Genomic DNA, 18,920 nt, shown 5'->3' with positions numbered 1-18,920 from the left:
GAAAGGCCCCGGAGCGATCCGGGGCCTTTTGCGTTACAGCCGGTGTTCCGTGACCGGCGGCGCCGAGCGCAGGAAAGACAGGCTGTCCTCAAGATACCCGGGCGGCAGATCGCGTCCGATGACGACGATGCGGGTGGTCTTGTCGCCCTCGGGCCAATGGGTCAGCGGCACGGGCGGGTGAAAGATGTGCTGGACGCCGTGCAGGGCAAAGGGATGCTTCATCCCCTCGACATGCACCACGCCCTTCAGCCGCAGGATGTCGGCGGCAGCGGAATTCATCAGGCTTTCCAGCCACAGATCGAAGACGATGGGCGAAATCGGCTGTGCGATCTCGATCGACTGCGAGGTGACGCGCCCGTCGTGCGAGGGGCGCGCGCCGGCCGTGCTGCCCACGCCGAACAAGCCATAGCTTTGCCCCATTCCGGCGGGTTGCGTCTGCTTCAACCCGCTCAGGGGCGGAAGGCTGGCCTTTTTCGGCTGGGCGGCCACCCAGGCCAGCGCCTGCGCCTGCGTGCTTTCGGGGCGCGGCGCCAGGCCGAACAGCAGGGCGGGGTCGATCCGCCCATGATCGGCCCGGTGGCGCGGCGCACCCGGGTTGATCGCGGCCAGCCGCTTTTCGAACGCGGCCAGTTGCGCGGGCGTCACCAGGTCGGTCTTTGTCAGCACGATGCGGTCGGCCATCGCCACCTGCTGGACGGCCTCGAACTGCTTGTCCAGCGTCTGCGCGCCGGTCGCGGCGTCGGCGGTCACCACCACGCCATCCAGCGCAAAGTCATAGGACAGGTCGCCGTCCATCACCAGGGTCTGCACGATGGGCGCGGGATCGGCGATGCCAGTGGTTTCGATCACCACGCGATCAAAGGCGATCTCACTCGCATCGCGCCGTTCGCGCAGGTCATTCAGCGTCTCGGCCAGATCGCCGCGCACCGTGCAGCACAGGCACCCCGAGGCCATAAGCACCATCGTCTCGGTCGAGCTTTCGATCAGGTCGTGATCCAGTCCGATCTCGCCGAACTCGTTGATGACGACCGCGGCGCGCTCCATCCCCGGGTCCTTGAGCAGGGCGTTCAGCAAGGTCGTCTTGCCAGAGCCGAGGAAACCGGTCAGCAGGGTCACGGGAATCGGTGCGGGCATGGCGGGGCCTCCTGTCTGGGCGCAGAGCTAAGGCCCCGGGCGCCGAAAGGCAACGCCCGGAACCAAACCGTCAGACCAGGTCCCAGGCGACCGTATACTGCCCCAGCAGGTCGCGCAGCTTGCCCTCGTCCACCGTGCCCTGCCGCGCAACCTGCGCCACCAGGCCGCGTTTCTTGTCCTCGATCACGCCGGCGACATGGGCAGCGAGCCCGGCGTCCTTGAAGGCCTTGTCGAAGACCCGCGTGATCGCCATGCGGCGCAGATCGGGCTTGAACACCTTGCCCACGGCGGTCTTGGGCAGCTCGGGCAGAACCTCGATCCATTTCGGCACCGCGGCGCGTTCGGGAATGCGCTCGGCCGCGTGGTCGATCAACTCGCGGGTGGTGACGGTCGCGCCCGCGACCAGTTCCACATAGACGCACGGCAATTCGCCCGCCGATGCGTCGGGCTGGCCGATGGCGCCGGCAAAGGCGACGGCGGGGTGCGCCAGCATCGCCTCCTCGATCATGGCGGGGTCGATGTTGTGCCCGCCCCGGATGATCAGATCCTTGGCCCGCCCGGTGATCCACAGATACCCGTCGGCGTCGATCCGCCCCAGATCGCCGGTGCGCAAATGCGTGCCGCCGGCATAGAGGCCCTTGTTCTTCGCCGCCTCGGTATAGGTGTTTCCGGCCCAGACGCCGGGGTTTGCGACGCAGATCTCGCCCACCTCGTCCACGCCGCATTCCCGGGTGACGGTTCCATCCGCCGCGCAATGGGCGATCTTGACGTCCGTATAGGGGAACGGCAGCCCGACCGAGCCGATCTTCTTCTGCCCGCTGACCGGGTTGGCCGACACCAGGCAGGTTGCCTCGGTCAGGCCGTAACCTTCCACGATGGCGACGCCGGTCGCCTGTTCGAAGCGTTTGAACAGCTCGACAGGCAGCGCGGCCGAGCCCGAGAAGCCGCTCTTCAGCGTGGAAATATCGGCGTTGACCGGGCGCTGCATCAGCGCCGACAGGGCGGTCGGCACGGTGATGATGAAGGTCGCGCGCCAGCGTTCGACCAGCTTCCAGAAATTGTCGAACACATGATCCCCGCGGTAGCCCTGGGGCGTCGGCAGCACCACATGCGCGCCCGCCGTCACCGCCGCCATCACCACCGGATAGGCGGCAAAGACGTGGAACAGGGGCAGCGGGCAGAGGATCGTGTCCTCCTCGCTCAGCAACAGTTCCGCCCCCAGCCAGCCGTTATACATCAGCCCCGAGGCCTTGTGCTGCGCGACCTTGGGCAGCCCCGTCGTGCCGCCGGTATGGAAATAGGCGCAGACCCGGTCCTGCTGTGTCTGGTCGAAGGTCAGCCGCTGGTCGGGCTGCTTTTGCAATTCGCGGTAGAAATGCCAGATCTTCGCGCTGTGCCGAACCGGGTTCTTGGGCCGGATCAACGGCACCAGCATCTTTTTCACGCCGGTCATGTAGTGGTTCAGGTCCACCTCGACCACGTGCTTGACATTGGGGGCGTTGGCAACAGCTTCGGCAACCTTCTGCGCCACGTCCGTCTTGGGAAAGGCGCGCAGGGTGACGACCACCCTGGCATTTGTCTCGCGCAGGATGCCGGCGATCTTTTCGGGTTCCAGAAGCGGATTGATCGGGTTGACGATCCCGGCCGCCATCGCGCCGAACAGGGTGATCGCGGTTTCGTTGATCGTGGGCAGCACATAGGCGACGGTATCGCCCTCGCCCACGCCCAGACTGCGGAAGAAATTGGCCGCCTGCGTCACGCGCGCCAGGAATTCGGCCCAGGTCAGCGTCTCGGCCGGGGCGCCGTCCTCGGCGAACAGCTGGAACGAAAACGCCTTGCCCTTGCCGTGCAGGGCCCGGGTGCGGACGATCCTGTCATAGACGGTGACGGGAACGTCGCGCTCGGACCAGGGCATTTCGGCCTCGATGGCGGCAGAGTCGGCGGCGGTGGCGAATTGGCGCGTCATGGTCATCCTCCCAGGCGCGACGATCCGCGCCCCTCGCGCCGAGGATGCCGGTTTTGCGAAGCCGTTTCAATCAATGCCGTGGCGTCGTCTCCTACTGGCGAGGGCGCGCAGGGCGTGTTACCTCGGGTTCATGCTGGCGGTCTTTCTGCAAACCTTGCCCTTTTTCGCGGTCATCGGGCTGGGATACGGCGCCGGCAAGATCGGATTCTTCCCGCCCGAGGCCACCGCCTGGCTGACCAAGTTCGTCTTCTACTTTGCCCTCTCGGCCATGCTGTTCGGGTTCTCGGCCAGCATGTCGCCGTCCGAGATCTTTGAACCTCGGGCGGCGGCGGCCTATCTTTGGGGCTGCGGCGTGGTCTACCTGATCGCGCTGGCCGTGGCGTTCGTCCGCCTGCGCCCCCTGACCGAGGCGGTGATGGAGGCCCACACCGCCGTCATCGGCAACACCGGCTTTCTGGGCGTGCCGATGTTGGTGCTGCTGCTGGGCGATCAGGCCGCGCGCACGGTGCTGCTGGTTCTTTCGATCGACCTGATCGTGTTTTCCAGCCTGCTGACCGTCATCATCACGCTGGCCCGCGAAGGCCGCCTGACCCCCGCCCTGCCCCGCCTGATCGGGCTGGGGCTGGCGCGCAATCCGATGGTTGTGGCGATGGCCGCCGGGCTGTCGTGGTCGGCGACCGGCCTGCCCCTGCCCGGCCCCTTGACCGCAACCACCGCGCTGCTGGGGGCTGCCGCCACGCCCGGCGCGCTGTTCGCCATCGGCGCCAGCCTGACCAACAGGCGCGCGGAACGCCTGACCGTTGCCGGGTGGCTGAGCTTTGCCAAGCTGGTGCTGCACCCGCTGGCCGTGGGGGGCGCCGCGATCTGGATCTTTCACGTTGACGCCTATGCGGCCGGCGTGCTGGTCAGTGCCGCCGCGCTGCCCGTCGCCGGCAATGTCTATATCCTGGCGCAGCATTTCGGCGTCGCCGTCGCCCGCGTATCCGCCGCGATCCTGATCTCGACTGCGCTCAGCGTGCTGACGGTTCCGCTGGTGATCGCCCAGGTTGGCGGGTGATCCGTGAAACTCGTTTGAAATTGGCACGGTGCGGGCGCTTGCAGGCCCGTTTCCCCCTCCCTATATAGCCCACGAAGCCGGGAAAAACGCCCTGAAGGGGTCCCCGGTTCTGGGATCGGGGAGGCGAAGCCTGACAGGATCGTCGCCCCACAACATCGCCGAAGGAAAGAGGATTTCAATATGGCTAAAGTCATCGGGATCGACCTCGGGACGACCAACTCCTGCGTGGCCATCATGGAAGGCTCGCAGCCCCGCGTCATCGAGAACTCGGAAGGCGCGCGCACCACGCCGTCGATCGTTGGTTTCACCGAAAGCGAACGTCTGGTCGGCCAGCCGGCAAAGCGCCAGGCCGTGACCAACCCCACCAACACCGTCTTTGCGGTGAAGCGCCTGATCGGGCGCCGGACCTCGGATGCCGAGGTCGAAAAGGATCGCAAGCTCGTCCCCTACAAGATCGTGGACGGCGGCAACGGCGACGCCTGGGTCGAGGTTCGGAGCGACAAATACTCGCCCAGCCAGATCAGCGCCTTCATCCTGCAAAAGATGAAGGAAACCGCCGAAAGCTACCTGGGTGAATCCGTCACGCAGGCCGTCATCACCGTGCCCGCCTATTTCAACGACGCGCAGCGTCAGGCGACCAAGGACGCGGGCAAGATCGCCGGCCTGGAAGTGCTGCGCATCATCAACGAACCGACCGCGGCCGCGCTGGCCTATGGCCTGGACAAGGAAGGCTCCAAGACGATCGCGGTCTATGACCTCGGCGGCGGGACCTTCGACATCTCGATCCTGGAAATCGACGACGGCCTGTTCGAGGTGAAATCGACAAACGGCGACACCTTCCTGGGTGGCGAAGACTTCGACATGCGGATCGTCACCTACCTGGTGGACGAGTTCAAGAAAGAGCATGGCGTCGATCTGAGCCTGGACAAGATGGCCCTTCAGCGCCTGAAAGAGGCGTCGGAAAAGGCCAAGATCGAGCTGTCCTCCAGCCAGCAGACCGAGATCAACCAGCCGTTCATCTCGATGGACAAGAACACCGGGCAGCCGCTGCACCTGGTCATGAAACTGACCCGCGCCAAGCTGGAAAGCCTGGTCGGCGACCTGATCGTCAAGTCGATGAAGCCCTGCGCGCAGGCGCTGAAGGATGCCGGCCTGTCGAAAGGCGACATCGACGAGGTCGTGCTGGTCGGCGGCATGACCCGGATGCCTAAGGTCCTCGAGGAAGTCACCAAGTTCTTCGGCAAAGAGCCCCACAAGGGCGTGAACCCTGACGAAGTCGTGGCGATGGGCGCCGCCATCCAGGCCGGCGTGCTGCAAGGCGACGTCAAGGACGTGGTCCTGCTGGACGTCACGCCGCTGTCGCTGGGCATCGAAACGCTGGGGGGTGTCTTTACCCGCCTGATCGACCGCAACACCACGATCCCGACCAAGAAATCGCAGGTGTTCTCGACTGCCGAGGACAACCAGAACGCGGTGACGATCCGGGTGTTCCAGGGCGAGCGCGAAATGGCCGCGGACAACAAGATCCTGGGCCAGTTCAACCTCGAGGGGATCCCCCCCGCGCCGCGTGGCCTGCCGCAGATCGAGGTGACCTTCGACATCGACGCGAACGGCATCGTCAACGTGTCGGCCCGCGACAAGGCCACCAACAAGGAGCAGCGGATCACGATCCAGGCTTCGGGCGGTCTGTCGGATGCCGATATCGAACAGATGATCAAGGACGCCGAGGCGAACGCCGACGCCGACAAGGCCCGCCGTGATCTGGTCGAGGCAAAGAACCAGGCCGAAAGCCTGATCCACTCGACCGAAAAGTCGCTGTCCGAATACAAGGACAAGGTGGACCCGACGACCGTCGAAGCGATCGAACTGGCCATCGCCGCGCTGAAGGACACGCTGGAAGGCGACGATGCCGAGAAGATCAAGTCGGGCATCAACAACGTCCGCGATGCCTCGATGAAGCTTGGCGAAGCGATCTACAAGGCGCAGCAGGAAACCGGCGAGGACGGGTCCTCGGACGACGAGCCGCGCCCGGTCGATGACGACATCGTCGATGCCGACTTCGAGGACCTCGACGACAACAAGCGTCGCGGCTGACGCCGTGTGATCCGCGGGGCCCCGGCCGGTCATGCCGGACCGGGGCCTTGCTGTTGAAAGGTGAGGTCCACGGATGGCCAAGCGCGACTATTACGAAGTCCTGGGTGCGGCCCGCGGCGCGTCGGCGGACGAGCTGAAAAAGGCCTACCGCACCAAGGCGAAGGAACTGCACCCCGACCGCAACAAGGACAACCCCGACGCCGAGGCCCAGTTCAAGGAAGTGAACGAGGCCTATGACGTGCTCAAGGACGCCGACAAGAAGGCGGCCTATGATCGTTACGGTCATGCTGCGTTCGAGGGTGGCATGGGCGCCAGCGCCGGCCCGCGCGGGCCACGGGGCGGGCACCCGGGGGGCGATTTCTCCTCGGCCTTTTCGGATGTGTTCGAGGATCTGTTCGGCGATTTCATGGGCGGCCGCAGCGGGGCCGGCGGCGGCGCGCGCAATCGCGCCAGCCGCGGTTCGGACCTGCGCTACAACCTGCGTGTGTCTCTGGAAGAGGCCTATAAAGGCACGCAGAAATCCATCCGCGTGCCGACCCTGACCACCTGCGACGAGTGCCACGGCACCGGCGCCGAAGGGGGCGCCGAGCCCGTCACCTGCCCGACCTGTTCGGGTATGGGCAAGGTCCGCGCGCAGCAGGGCTTCTTCACCGTCGAACGCACTTGCCCCACCTGCGGCGGTTTGGGGCAGATCGTCAAGAACCCGTGCAAATCCTGCAAGGGGGCCGGCCGGGTTGAAAAGGAACGCTCGCTTTCGGTCAACATCCCGGCCGGGGTCGAGACCGGCACGCGCATTCGCCTGTCGGGCGAGGGCGAGGCCGGGCTCAGGGGTGGCCCCGCGGGCGATCTCTACATCTTCATCGAGGTGCGCGAGCACGCACTTTTCCAGCGTGACGGTCTGGATCTGCATTGCCGCGTCCCGGTCAGCTTTACCACCGCGGCCCTGGGCGGCGAGGTTGAAGTGCCGACAATCGACGGCGGCCGATCACGCGTGAAGATTCCGGCGGGGGCCCAGGCGGGCAAACAGATGCGCCTGCGCGGCAAGGGGATGCCCGCGCTGCGTGGCGGCGGTGCCGGCGACATGCTGATCGAACTGGGCGTCGAAACGCCGGTGAACCTGACCACACGGCAAAAGGAACTGCTTCGCGAGTTCGAATCGCTGTCGCAGGACAACCACCCGGAAGGGACCAGTTTCTTCGGCAAGGTCAAAAGCTTCTGGGAAGGCATGAAGGGCTGATCGCCCCTTTGGCGTGACACCGATGCGGCGGTCTCTCGGGGCCGCCGTTTTCGTTAACGCTTTCTCAACCAGTCCCGGTCCAGGCTTGGCCATGCGCCAGCCCGATGCCCTTTCGGAAGCCCCGCTTCCCCTGTTTGCCGATGCCCGACCGGCGGGCGGCCCGGCACTGCCCTCTTACCTCAGGGACCACCGCAAACGCCTGCGGGCCCGGTTTCTCGAAGGGGGCGCGGGCGCGGTGCCGGATTATGAACTGCTGGAACTCATCCTGTTCGGCGCCATCCCCCGGCAGGACGTCAAGCCGCTCGCCAGGGCGCTGATGGACCGCTTCGACGGGCTCGCCGGGGTCATCACCGCCCCGGAGTCGCACTTGCGCAAGGTCCCCGGCGTCGGCGAAACGGTCATCGTCGCGCTGAAACTGACCGAGGCCGCCGCCGCCCGGCTGACCCGGGCGCGGATGCTGAACCGTCCGGTGATTTCGTCGTGGGACGCGCTGCTGGACTATTGCCACACCGTCATGGCGCACCGGGCCGTCGAGCATGTGCGCGTGCTCTATCTGGACCGCAAGAATTGCCTGATCGCGGATGAGGAACAGGGCCGCGGCACGGTCGATCATGTCCCCGTCTATCCCCGCGAGGTTCTGCGCCGGGGCCTGGAACTGGAGGCTTCGGCGCTGATCCTCGTGCACAATCACCCCTCGGGCGATCCGACGCCCAGCCAGCAGGACATCGCCCTCACCGACCGCATCCGCCAGGGAGCCGAGGCGCTCTCGCTCACCTTGCACGACCATCTGATCATCGGAAAATCGCGCGAATTCAGCTTCCGGGCGGAAGGGTTGCTGTGATGCTCTGGTGGCTGGGGCCATGCTGCCTGTCGGGGGGCGCATGGCGGCCGGACACAAAGACCGGGGGCCCGGCGAAACGCGCCAGGCCCCCTGTTCGATCGTTGCGGTTCCGGCCAGCCGGGGACCGCCCTATTGCAACTGGGCGATCTGCAGTTCCGGCAGCACACCGGGCAGGACCACATAGCCCCCCGCGCCGTCGCAGGCCGGCATGTCCAGACTGATCGCGCGAACCTGACCGGGGGCACCGCCGTGCAGCTCCAGCGAGTTTGCCGTCAGGGTCTGGCCACAGCTCGCGTCGGTAACCGGTACCTCGATCTCAAGCGCGACCTCGCCCGTGCGCGGCGATTCGCCCCGGGGATAGGAATAGACCTGCGCCAGATGGGCGTGTTCGATCGACGGATCGCCCAGCACCGTCAGGAAGCCGTGGCCATCGATCCCGGGGGCCAGCGGATGGCCCGCGTGGACATGGCCGGTATCGCCGAAATGCGCGCCGAATTCATAGGCGTGCAGCGCCAGCGCGACCGGCCCCTGCCATCCCAGAACGACCCGTTCGACATTGGCCAGATCGGACACGCTGGTGCTGTCGCTTGCGGTCCGTCCGTCGGCAAAGGTCAGCGTGACCGTGGCATCCTCGACCAGGGCGGGGATCTGCGTCATGAGCTGGCCGTCCGCCCCCAGATGGGTGTCGAAGGTCAGGCCCGCATGGCTGATCGAAACCTGAGCCCCTTGATCGCACGGGGCGTAGACGCTGGCGTCCAGCATCGCGTCCTGCGCAGCGGTGACCACCAGCCAGACGGCGCAAGCGTTCAGTTCGGCTTCGAGCTCTGGATCGAGCGGCTGGACCGGCCCTTCGTCGGCCGTGGCGTCAACCGGGGGAAACGCGGGCGGCGCCGGTTGCAGCGCCCGTTCGACGATCTCGCGGGTCATGTCCTCGCGCGGGGTGCCGGTGGATTCGGCGCTGGCCAGTTCGGAACGCGGCAGGACGCTGGCGGCAGCCACCGGGGCCGAGGCCGATTCGGCCGCATGGGCAGCCTGCATTTCAGGCGCAGGTGCGGGGCGTGGCGGTTCGCGGCGCGGGGGTTCGGGTCGCGCGGCCTGGTCCCCGGGCAGGATGCTGGCCATCTGCGGCGCAACGCTACGCGTGGCGGCATCGGCCGCAGGTTGGGCGGCGTTCGACGGCGCGGCGGCCGGGGCCTGGTCTGCGGTGCCCAGGGCAGCCAACGAGGTCTCTGCGGCCGGGGCCACGGACCGGGCATACGCCTGGGCCTGGGCCAGTGCCGCGTCGGGGTCCTGCGCGACCACGTCCGGCGCGGGTTGCGACGACGATTGCTGGAACTGCGTTCCGGCGACAACCGCTGCCCCAAGGGCAACGGCAGAGATAGCAACAATGCGGACCCTGTTCATGGCGGACTCCGGCTCGAATGAATGACCGGGCCTTTATCGGGGCCGACTTGGGCAGCTTTGGGGCACATACGGGGTCGTTTCACGGCAATCGACCGGCCTACCCCCCGGGGGCCCGGCCGGCGAACGCCCAATCCTGACCCTGGCCACGTCATGCAAACGGCGCGCCACCAGGGCGCGCCGCAAGACACGAGGGTGCCGCGTTCAGGCCAGCGCGCCGTGGCAGTGCTTGAACTTCTTGCCCGATCCGCAGGGGCAGGGTTCGTTGCGGCCGGGATTGCCCCAGGTCGAGGAGTCGGCCGCATCGAACCCGGCGCGGGGGACGGCGGTGGCCTCTCCGCCGATCGTCGGCAGGTCGATCGGCGTGGCCAGGCGCCCGTCCTCGCGCGCGGCTGCGGCCTGCAATTCCATCTGCCGGACCATCTGCTGCTGTTCTTCGGGCGAGATCGGCTTCAACCGCGCGATCATTCGCGTCACATCCTCGCGCAGGGCGCCGAGCATGTGTTCGAACAGCACGAAGGCCTCGGATTTGTATTCGTTCAGCGGATCGCGCTGCGCGAGGCCGCGGAAATTCACCGCCGAACGCAGGTGATCGAGCGTGACGATATGTTCGCGCCACTTGGTGTCGATGACCTGCAACAGCAACTGCTTTTCCAGATTGCGCATCGTCTCGGCGCCGTAGGCGGTTTCCTTTTCCGCCATCAGCGCATCCGAGGCCGCAGCCAGCCGTTCGCGCACGACCTCCTGGTCAACGCCGTCCTCGGTCGCCCATTCGGCAACGGGCAGGTCCAGGAACAGCTTCTCGCGCGCATCGGCGGTCAACCCGTCCACGTCCCACTGGTCGGCATAGCTGCCAGCCGGCAGATGCCGGGTGACCAGATCGTCCACCGTCGCGTGGCGCATGTCGGCGACGATCTCGCCGACGTCCTCGGCCTTGAGGATTTCCAGGCGCTGTTCGAAGATCACGCGGCGCTGGTCGTTCATCACGTTGTCGAACTTCAACAGCGTCTTGCGAATGTCGAAGTTGCGGGCCTCGACCTTGGCCTGGGCCTTTTCGAGCGACTTGTTCACCCAGGGATGGACGATCGCCTCGCCCTCTTTCATGCCCAGGGTGGACAGCACCTTTTCCAGCCGTTCCGAGCCGAAGATGCGCATCAGGTCGTCATCGAGCGACAGAAAGAACACCGAGCGCCCCGGGTCCCCCTGACGGCCCGAGCGGCCGCGCAGCTGGTTGTCGATGCGGCGGCTTTCGTGGCGCTCGGTGGCCAGCACGAACAGGCCGCCAGCCTCCAGCACCTTGGCCTTCTCGACCGCGACCTCGGCCTCGATCCGTTCGCGCAGGGCGATGGGGTCGGCGCCGTTGGTCAGTTCGTCCTGCACGCGCATCTCGACGTTGCCGCCAAGCTGGATGTCGGTCCCGCGGCCGGCCATGTTGGTGGCGATGGTCACGGCGCCGACGCGGCCGGCCTCGGCCACGATATGCGCCTCGCGCTCGTGCTGGCGGGCGTTCAGCACGTTGTGCGGAATGCCGGCGTCGGTCAGCATCTTGCTGAGTTCCTCGGACTTTTCGATCGAGGTCGTGCCCACCAGAACCGGCTGCCCCTTTGCGTGCGCCAGCTTGATTTCCTCGATCACGCCCACGAATTTCTCGCGCGCCGAGCGATAGACCTGGTCATGTTCATCGACGCGGGCGATGGGCCGGTTGGTCGGGATCTCGACCACGCCGAGGTTGTAGATTTCCTTGAATTCCTCGGCCTCGGTCGCGGCGGTGCCGGTCATGCCGCCCAGCTTCGCATAGAGGCGGAAATAGTTCTGAAAGGTGATCGAGGCCATCGTCACCGTCTCGGGCTGGATATCCAGCCCTTCCTTGGCCTCGACCGCCTGGTGCAGCCCCTCGGACAACTGCCGGCCCAGCATCATCCGGCCGGTGAATTCGTCGATCAGGACGATCTTGCCGTCGCGCACGATGTAATGCTGATCCTTGTGCAGCATCTTGTGCGCGCGCAGGGCCTGGTTGACGTGGTGCACGACCGTGGTCGATTCCGGATCATAGAGCGACTGCCCCTCGGGCAGGATCTCGGCCTGGTAGAGCAGTTGCTCGATATGCTCGTTGCCCTCGTCGGTATAGGTCGAGGTGCGCTGCTTTTCGTCCAGGGTATAGTCTTCCTCGACCAGCGAGGGGATCAGCGCGTTCACCCGCACATACAGGTTCCCGCGGTCTTGCGACATGCCCGAGATGATGAGCGGCGTGCGCGCCTCGTCGATGAGGATGCTGTCCACCTCGTCCACGATCGCGAAATTGTGACCGCGCTGCATCATCTGACCGAGGTCGGTCTTCATGTTGTCGCGCAGATAATCGAAGCCCAGCTCGTTGTTGGTCGCATAGGTGACATCCGCCTGATAGGCGATGCGCTTTTCGTCGTCCGGTTGATGCGGCACGACGACGCCGGTTTTCAGCCCCAGCTTGGCATAGACCTTGCCCATCCAGTCGGCGTCGCGGCGCGCGAGATAGTCGTTGACCGTTACAACGTGCACGCCCTTGCCGCTGAGCGCGTTCAGATAGGCCGGGAAGGTGGCGACCAGGGTCTTGCCCTCGCCGGTCTTCATCTCGGCGATGTTGCCCTGATGCAGGAAGATCCCGCCGATCAGCTGCACGTCGAACGCCCGCAACCCCAGGGCGCGCCGGGCCCCCTCGCGGCAGTTGGCAAAGGCTTCCGGCAGCAGGGAATCCAGGCTTTCGCCGTCCTGATAGCGGCGCTTGAACTCCTCGGTCTTGGCCACCAGTCCGGCGTCGTCCAGGGCGACGAACTCGTCCTCGAGGGCGTTGATCTTGGCGACGAGGGGTCGGACGGACTTGACCTTGCGATCGTTCGCAGTGCCGAAAACCTTTCGGCTGAGTGTTCCGAGGCCCAACATGTGTTCTCCGCTCGCCTTTGTGTGACCGGGTGACGTCTCCGGCGGGGTTGCCGGTTGGCGGCTGCTTTCCTAAACAGGGCGCGACTGTCCAGCCCGAGCAATGAAAAAGTCGCTCTGGCATGTAAGGGGCGGCCAAACAGGTGTCAATCACAGCCGCCCCCAAGGGCGCGATTCAGGAGCTTTGCATGTTCAAAAACGCTCGATTTGCACTGGCGGCGGCACTCGTTGCCACGCTGGCGCTGCCGGCCCTGGCCGAGGACGCGCCCGCTGCCGATGCCGCCGCGACCGACGCCGTCACCAGCACCGCGACCGCCGATACCGTGATCGCGCGCGTCGGCGACGTGGCGATCACGCTGGGCAACGCGATCGCGCTGCGCACCCAACTGCCGCAGCAATTCGCCCAGGTGCCCGACGCGACCCTGTTCCCGGCCATCGTGCAGCAACTGATCGAACAAGAGGTCCTCGCACAGTCGCACGCGGGCAGCCTGTCGCATCGCGAACAGGTCCTGCTGCAAAACGAGACCCGCAACTTCATCGCCAATTCGGCCCTGGTCGCCGCCGTCAACGCGGCCGTGACCGACGAAAGCATCGCTGCGGCCTATGACGCCTTTGCCGCGCAATACGCGGCCGGCGACCCGGTGACCGAATACCACGCCGCCCATATCCTGGTTGCAACCGAAGAAGAGGCCCAGCAGGTCGAGGCCGCGCTGGCTGGCGGTCGCGATTTCGCCGATGTCGCGCGGGAAATGTCCACCGACGGCTCGGCGCAGAACGGTGGCGACCTGGGCTGGTTCGCGGCTGGCGCGATGATCCCCGACTTCCAGGCCGCGGTCGAAGCGCTGGAACCCGGGCAGGTTTCGCAGCCCGTGCAGACCCGTTTCGGCTGGCATGTGATCAAGCTGGAGGACACCCGCATCCAGCAGGTCCCCCCGCTGGAGCAGGTGCACGACGACCTTGTGCAGCAGATCCAGCGCGACGCCTCGCGCGCGTTCATCGACCAGCTCACCGCGCAGACCACGGTCGAGAACCTCTCGGCCGACGTGGACCCCGGCCTGCTCAGCCAGACGACCCTTCTGGACGACTGACGCGGCGCCGCGTATCGTGATGCCAACCGGCCCGCACCCCACCCCGGGGCGCGGGCCGATCCCGTTCAAGGAGCCTGGCCATGGCCAAGAAATACAAGGCGAAAGCCAAAAAGTGGAAAGCCCGGGCCAAGGCCCTGGAAATGCAGTTGGCGGCCGCGCCGCAGGCCGTCCCCGCGACCAAGGTGACGGTCGTTTCGCCGCTGGCGCCCAAGGACGGTTTCCCGCTTCTGCCGCAGATCGCGGGCGTCGAGTTCGCCACCACCCAGGCCGGCGTGCGCTACAAGAACCGCACCGACGTGATGCTGGCCCGCCTGGCCCCCGGATCGGTCGTTGCGGGCACCTTCACGCGCTCGGCCACGCGCTCGGCCGCCGTGCTGGATTGCCAGGCCAAGATCGGGCTGAACGACGGCGCCGATCAGGGCGCCGCCATCCTGGTGAACTCGGGCAATTCGAACGCCTTTACCGGCGCACGCGGCTGGACCTCGGTTCACGCGCTTTCGGCGGCGGTGGCGTCCAGGCTGGGCGTGCCGGAAAGCCGCGTCTTCACCTCTTCGACCGGGGTGATCGGCGAACCCCTGCCCCACGAACGGATCGAGAGCGCGCTGGACGGGCTGGTCGCCGGATTGTCGCCACAGGGCATCGCCGACGCGGCGCGGGCGATCATGACCACCGATACCTACCCCAAGGGCGCCATGGCCGAGGTCGAGATCGCCGGCCAGACCGCCCGCATCGCCGGGATCGCCAAGGGTTCGGGCATGATCGCGCCCGACATGGCGACGATGCTGGTCTATATCTTCACCGACGTCGCCATTTCGCGCAAGGCGCTGCAATCCATCGTCAGCCGCCTGACCGACACCTCGTTCAACTGCATCACCGTGGACAGCGACACCTCGACCTCGGACACGCTGCTTGTCGCCGCCACCGGCCAGGGCCCGGCGTTGGGCAACATGCGCTCGGCCGAGGCCAAGGCCTTTGAACGCGCGCTGTCGGATGTCATGCTGAACCTCGCGCATCAGGTCGTGCGCGATGGCGAGGGCGCGACCAAATTCGTCGGCATCACCGTCACCGGCGCCGCCGACAACGCCGATGCGAAACGCGCAGCCCTCAGCATCGCCAATTCGCCCCTGGTCAAGACCGCCATCGCCGGCGAGGATCCGAACTGGGGCCGCATCGTCGCCGCCGTGGGGAAATCGGGCGCCGCCGCCGACCGCGACCGGCTGGGCATCACCTTTGGGCCGTTCACCGTCGCCTCGGGGGGGTTGGTGGATCCGGGCTACGAGGAAGCCGACGGCGCGGGCTACATGAAGAACCAGGAACTGGAAATCGGCGTCGATCTGGGCATCGGCAAGGGCAAGGCCACGGTCTGGACCTGCGACCTGACGCATCGCTATATCGACATCAACGCCGACTACCGCTCGTGAGGGCCGTGGCCCGCAGCCCCTGGCCGCGGGCCCACCCTGTTGCCTGAAAGACGCCCGGGGGGCTGGGGGTGGTCCCGCCCGGCCTCTCAACCGGAGCCCTGCCCATGAAACTGGTTCTCGTCTCTGCCGTCGCGCTGATCGACGCCGACGGCCGTGTGTTGCTGGCCCAACGCCCGCCGGGCAAGTCGCTGGCCGGCTTGTGGGAGTTTCCCGGCGGCAAGGTCGAACCCGGCGAGTCGCCGGAAATCGCGCTGATCCGCGAACTGCACGAGGAACTGGGGATCGAGACCTGGCAATCCTGCCTGGCGCCGCTGACCTTTGCCAGCCACGGATACCCGGATTTCCACTTGCTGATGCCGTTGTTCGCCTGCCGGCGATGGGAGGGAATCGTCACGCCGCGCGAAGGTCAACAACTGCAATGGGTCCATGCACGCCAGTTGACGCAGTATCCGATGCCGCCCGCGGACCTTCCGCTGATCCCGATCCTGCGCGATTGGCTGTAGGGCGCGGACAATCGCCCCGCGGCCGGGAATGGGTTTCCAAACTGGTGACAGTGGAACAATCAAGTTCTTGATCCTGAACGATAAAATGCGACATAACTCTGGCGAAACCGGGTGAAATGTGGCACAAATGGGGCATGGGAAACGAGGGAAAGACCATGCTGAAAACCATCATGATCGGCCGCTACCTCAGCATTCAGGGCGAATTCGTGCGGACCACCGCCTCGGGGTTGGTGGTGGTCAAGGTCGGTGAAACGACCTATGCCGGGCGCCCGGTGCAAAAGCGCGCCGCCTGATACGGGCCTTCGGGCACGGGCTGCGTGACACGGTCAGGGGCGGGGACCACTCCAGGGGTTCCCGCCCCTTGGTCGTTGATCCACTTTAAGCTTGAAGCATTGGGGCGTCAGGGATAGCCTCCGGCTACCCGTCCAGGAGGTTTCATGCCCACCGATTTCGCCCGAACCCGCGCCCAGTTCGATCTGCCCGAGGGGGTCATCTACCTTGACGGGAACTCGCTGGGACCGCTGCCGCGCAACGTCGCCGCGCGCGTCGGGCAGGCGATCAGCGACGAATGGGGCAAGCTTCTGATCACCGGCTGGAACAAGGCCGGCTGGATGGCCCTGCCCACCCGGATCGGCGACCGTATCGCCCGCCTGATCGGCGCCGAACCCGGGCATGTGGTGATGGGCGACACGCTGTCGATCAAGGTCTACCAGGCGTTGGCGTCGTCGTTGCAGATGCGGCCGGGCAAGACGGTGATCCTGTCCGATACGGGCAACTTTCCGTCGGATCTTTATATGGCCGAAGGTTTGTGCCGCACCCTGGGCCAGGGCTACACGCTGAAAACCGTGGCGCCCGAAGCGGTCGAGGCGGCCCTCGACGACACCGTCGCCGTCCTGATGCTGACCGAAGTGGATTATCGCACGGGCCGCCGCCATGACATGCCGGCGCTGACCGCAAAGGCCCATGAGGTGGGCGCGCTGGCGGTCTGGGACCTGGCGCATTCGGCGGGGGCCACGGATGTTCAGGTCGGGCCGGGCGGCGCCGATTTTGCCGTTGGCTGCACCTATAAATACCTCAATTCGGGCCCCGGTGGACCGGCCTTCATCTATGTCGCGCCGCGCCATGCCGAGGTCGCGCGCCCGGCGCTGTCCGGCTGGCTGGGGCACGAGGCGCCCTTCGCCTTTGACCTGGACTACCGCCCGGGCCGCGGAATCGAGCGGATGCGCGTGGGCACGCCGCCGGTGCTGCAACTGGCGGCGCTGGACGCGGCGCTGGATGTCTGGGACGGGGTCGAGATCGCCGATCTGCGCGCGCGGTCGCTGGAACTGACAGAGGCGTTCATCGCCGGGGTCGAGGCCGCCTGCCCGACCCTGACCCTGTCCACCCCGCGCGACCCGGCGCGCCGTGGCAGTCAGGTCAGTTTCCGCCACCCCGAGGGTTATGCGATCATGCAGGCGCTGATCGCGCGCGGCGTGATCGGCGATTTCCGGGCGCCAGACACGCTGCGGTTCGGCTTCACGCCGCTGTTCATCGGTCTGGACGAGGTGCGCCGCGCGGTTGAAATCCTGGCCGAGATCATGGCAGGCGACGCCTGGGACCGGCCGGAATTCAAGATCCGGGCGGCGGTGACATGAGGCTTCGCGGGGACATCGGGGGGCTGCTCGCCCCCCGAACCCCCTCGCCAAAGGGGCCTGTGGGCCCCTTTGGAAACCCCTTGCCGCCGCTGTGCCGGCCGGCGGGTTGGATCGCTCTGTGGAAGCGCATGGCGATGGTCGGGAAACTGAATGCGCGGTCCGTGGGCTGAGCCCGCGACCCTCTTTTACCGCATTCAGGAGACGACAATGTCCAACGCTTACGACCCCGCGCGCGACGGCGCGCAAATGGCTTTTGACGGCCGCATGTCCTATACCGATTACCTGTCGCTCGACGCGATCCTGTCGGCGCAGAAGCTGCGCACCTCGGCGCATGACGAGATGCTGTTCATCATCCAGCACCAGACCAGCGAGTTGTGGATGCGGCTGGCGTTGCACGAGATCGGCGCCGCCCGCGACCAGCTGGCTCGGGGGGCCGCGCGGCCGGCTTTCAAGATGCTGAGCCGTGTCGCGCGCATCTTCGAGCAATTGAACGGCGCCTGGGACGTGCTGCGCACCATGACCCCCAGCGAATACACCCGCTTCCGGCAGGAATTGGGTCAGTCGTCGGGGTTTCAGTCGTGGCAATACCGGATGATCGAATACGCCGTCGGCAACCGCAACACCGCTATGTTGCGCCCGCACGCCCACCGCGAGGACCTGACCGCCGCGCTCGAGGCCGAACTGTCGCAGCCCTCGCTCTATGACGTGGCGATCCGGCAACTGGCCGGGGCCGGGTTCGCCATTCCCACCGAGGTTCTGGAACGCGACCTGCGCCAGCCCTGGCAGGCCCATGACGCGGTCGAGGCCGCGTGGCGCGCGGTCTATGCCGATCCGGAAAACCACTGGGAGCTTTACGAACTGGCCGAGAAGTTGGTGGATTTCGAGGATTACTTCCGCCGCTGGCGTTTCAACCACGTCACCACGGTGGAACGCATCATCGGCTTCAAGCGGGGCACCGGGGGCACGTCAGGGGTGCAGTATCTGCGGCGGATGCTCGAGGTCGAACTGTTCCCCGAACTCTGGCACCTGCGCACTGCCCTATGAGGGGCTGAGCCCCCGCCCGAGGATCTGCGCGAGCCGCGCCATATCGGCGCGGATCGCGGCATAGCGGCCGCCGGTGTGCTTCACGCCGCCCAGCGCCGCAATGATGGTGGCGGCCAGCGACTGGGCGTCACCATCGAACACGGCGCCGCCCGCGTCCCGTTGCGCGGCCAGCCAATCGGCCAGCAGGGCGGTCAGGCGGGCCTCGCCCCGGGCGACGATATCGGCGGCGGTGGCGAAATTCGCATCCAGCAACTCGGCGCCATGCGGCGATTCGAAGAGCGGCGCCATCTCAGGCCCGATCTTGGCCTCGAATGCCGCCTGGAGCGTGGCCACCGGGTCGGTTCCGGCGGCCAGGGCCGCGCGCATCCGCGTCTCGGCCAGATCGAAATAGGCCTGCACGATCGATCGGAAGATATCCTGCTTGTTGCGATAGTGCAGATAAAGCGCCCCGCGCGAGAGACCGGCCTGTGCGGCGATGTCCTCCATCGCAGAGCGCCGGAAGCCGTAGCGTGCGAACACCGCGCTGGCCGCCGAAAGGATCGCGGCACGGCGAGGGTCGGTGTCGGGCAGGGGCTGCGTGTTCATGC

The 18,920-nt window shown here is 66.5% G+C and carries 15 protein-coding genes; 10 read left to right on the top strand and 5 right to left on the bottom strand.

The features are described from left to right. Positions 1-33: 33 nt before the first annotated feature. Together H6900_04895 and H6900_04890 are read right to left on the bottom strand one after the other, a co-directional pair. On the bottom strand, positions 34-1,134 hold the full coding sequence (locus tag H6900_04895; GenBank protein MCC0072612.1) for a GTP-binding protein: 1,101 nt from the start codon (positions 1,132-1,134) through the stop codon (positions 34-36). A 70-nt stretch (positions 1,135-1,204) separates the two neighbouring features. Beyond that, a complete protein-coding gene (locus H6900_04890; protein ID MCC0072611.1) occupies positions 1,205-3,100 on the bottom strand; it encodes an acyl-CoA synthetase in 1,896 nt (631 codons plus the stop codon). Between the two features lie 130 nt (positions 3,101-3,230). Here H6900_04890 and H6900_04885 point away from each other — a divergent pair, with 130 nt between their 5' ends. The 4 genes from H6900_04885 (at position 3,231) to radC (ending at position 8,329) form a co-directional block, all read left to right on the top strand. Continuing rightward, positions 3,231-4,157: an AEC family transporter gene (locus tag H6900_04885; protein MCC0072610.1), complete on the top strand. Its 927-nt coding sequence runs from the start codon at positions 3,231-3,233 to the stop codon at positions 4,155-4,157. 180 nt (positions 4,158-4,337) lie between these two features. After that, positions 4,338-6,251, top strand: coding sequence for a molecular chaperone DnaK (dnaK, locus tag H6900_04880; protein MCC0072609.1), 1,914 nt, complete (start codon positions 4,338-4,340; stop codon positions 6,249-6,251). A gap of 73 nt (positions 6,252-6,324) precedes the next feature. Beyond that, the gene (gene dnaJ, locus H6900_04875; GenBank protein ID MCC0072608.1) at positions 6,325-7,488 is read left to right on the top strand and encodes a molecular chaperone DnaJ; all 1,164 of its coding nucleotides are present in this window, start codon (positions 6,325-6,327) and stop codon (positions 7,486-7,488) included. Positions 7,489-7,579: 91 nt separating this feature from the next. Continuing rightward, positions 7,580-8,329 (top strand): DNA repair protein RadC, encoded by a 750-nt coding sequence (gene radC, locus H6900_04870; protein ID MCC0072607.1) that lies wholly within the window; start codon positions 7,580-7,582, stop codon positions 8,327-8,329. A gap of 129 nt (positions 8,330-8,458) precedes the next feature. On the opposite strand, the gene H6900_04865 is transcribed toward radC, so the two are convergent. Then, positions 8,459-9,733, bottom strand: coding sequence for a hypothetical protein (locus tag H6900_04865; protein ID MCC0072606.1), 1,275 nt, complete (start codon positions 9,731-9,733; stop codon positions 8,459-8,461). 201 nt (positions 9,734-9,934) lie between these two features. After that, positions 9,935-12,646 (bottom strand): preprotein translocase subunit SecA, encoded by a 2,712-nt coding sequence (secA, locus tag H6900_04860; GenBank protein MCC0072605.1) that lies wholly within the window; start codon positions 12,644-12,646, stop codon positions 9,935-9,937. A 185-nt stretch (positions 12,647-12,831) separates the two neighbouring features. Here secA and H6900_04855 point away from each other — a divergent pair, with 185 nt between their 5' ends. The 6 genes from H6900_04855 to kynA all read left to right on the top strand — a co-directional run bounded on the left by H6900_04855 (position 12,832) and on the right by kynA (position 18,333). Beyond that, positions 12,832-13,731: a peptidylprolyl isomerase gene (locus H6900_04855; protein ID MCC0072604.1), complete on the top strand. Its 900-nt coding sequence runs from the start codon at positions 12,832-12,834 to the stop codon at positions 13,729-13,731. An 80-nt stretch (positions 13,732-13,811) separates the two neighbouring features. Beyond that, the gene (gene argJ / locus H6900_04850) at positions 13,812-15,152 is read left to right on the top strand and encodes a bifunctional glutamate N-acetyltransferase/amino-acid acetyltransferase ArgJ (protein ID MCC0072603.1); all 1,341 of its coding nucleotides are present in this window, start codon (positions 13,812-13,814) and stop codon (positions 15,150-15,152) included. Between the two features lie 104 nt (positions 15,153-15,256). Next, complete coding sequence (locus H6900_04845; GenBank protein MCC0072602.1) at positions 15,257-15,655, top strand: (deoxy)nucleoside triphosphate pyrophosphohydrolase; 399 nt, start codon at positions 15,257-15,259, stop codon at positions 15,653-15,655. Between the two features lie 155 nt (positions 15,656-15,810). After that, positions 15,811-15,948, top strand: a complete 138-nt coding sequence (locus tag H6900_04840) for a hypothetical protein (protein ID MCC0072601.1) — start codon at positions 15,811-15,813, stop codon at positions 15,946-15,948. A 144-nt stretch (positions 15,949-16,092) separates the two neighbouring features. Further along, on the top strand, positions 16,093-17,289 hold the full coding sequence (gene kynU / locus H6900_04835; GenBank protein MCC0072600.1) for a kynureninase: 1,197 nt from the start codon (positions 16,093-16,095) through the stop codon (positions 17,287-17,289). A 207-nt stretch (positions 17,290-17,496) separates the two neighbouring features. Beyond that, positions 17,497-18,333 carry a tryptophan 2,3-dioxygenase gene (gene kynA, locus H6900_04830; GenBank protein ID MCC0072599.1) on the top strand — a complete coding sequence of 279 codons (837 nt, stop codon included), beginning with the start codon at positions 17,497-17,499 and terminating at the stop codon, positions 18,331-18,333. Here the strand turns inward: kynA and H6900_04825 are convergent. Continuing rightward, on the bottom strand, positions 18,328-18,918 hold the full coding sequence (locus H6900_04825; GenBank protein MCC0072598.1) for a TetR/AcrR family transcriptional regulator: 591 nt from the start codon (positions 18,916-18,918) through the stop codon (positions 18,328-18,330). The genes kynA and H6900_04825 overlap by 6 nt on opposite strands. Positions 18,919-18,920 lie beyond the last annotated feature (2 nt).

It is taken from the genome of Rhodobacter sp., assembly GCA_020637515.1.
Classification (GTDB): domain Bacteria; phylum Pseudomonadota; class Alphaproteobacteria; order Rhodobacterales; family Rhodobacteraceae; genus Pararhodobacter.
This window is presented reverse-complemented; position numbering and strand designations above follow the sequence as displayed.